A 781-nucleotide genomic window follows, 5' to 3' on the forward strand; every position below is an offset into this window, starting at 1 on the left:
TATGCCATGACAAAAACTCCTAACGCTGCGTTAAGGGGTGAGTGCCGCATAAACCAAGCTTCCGCAGACCACTTTCACCACCAAAACTCACCGCATACCAAAAATGCCACGCGGCATGAATCCCGCTTAAACGCCTTGTTATGCTTAAGCTTCAATGGGTTACGTTTTTCTGGAAACAAGATTAACTCGACTTCGATTCAGAAACAAAAGCCAAAACGTAGAAAACAGAAATGACTCATAATTTTGAAAATCAGACTTTGAACTTTGGCAGTCAAAACTCAAAAACCTAAGATCAAATTTCTGATTGAGCCAACCGCCCTAACCTCGCGCTTGCCCGAAAATTAACAGAGGCAACTCTCAGAATTTTTAGCGCCAAAGAATAAGTGTCCAGAAAACAGCGCCCACTGAAGCCAACTTGCCGACAAACACAAAACTGAAAAGCCGAGGGAGCAAAGAAAAACCAATAAACCAACTGATTTTACTTGATTAAGCATAACGCCCTAGCCTGAGGGTAAGGCAACGCAATACAAAAGCCGCCGCAAACCACCTTAATCACTAAAATCAACGCATAGTAAAAATGCCACGCGTTGCGAATCCCTCTTGAGCAGTTTGTTAGTCGCGAGGCACCGAGCGACAATTTTAAGCCGAACTAAACTTTGCGAACAACAAACTTTATGTGCTTTGATGTTCATTTTAAGTCAGGGCGTAGTCTCGAAAGCGGCATACTTCAATGAAACCACTTGGAACAAACAACGCCGTAGAAAACGGACTGACAACACCA

At 43.4% G+C, this 781-nt stretch carries 1 protein-coding gene; it reads right to left on the reverse strand.

Annotated features, from left to right (window positions below):
* Positions 1-19 precede the first annotated feature (19 nt).
* Positions 20-142: a DUF3265 domain-containing protein gene (locus CIK04_RS31980; RefSeq protein ID WP_078532228.1), complete on the reverse strand. Its 123-nt coding sequence runs from the start codon at positions 140-142 to the stop codon at positions 20-22.
* Between the last annotated feature and the right edge of the window lie 639 nt (positions 143-781).

The organism is Vibrio sp. 03_296, assembly GCF_002265885.1.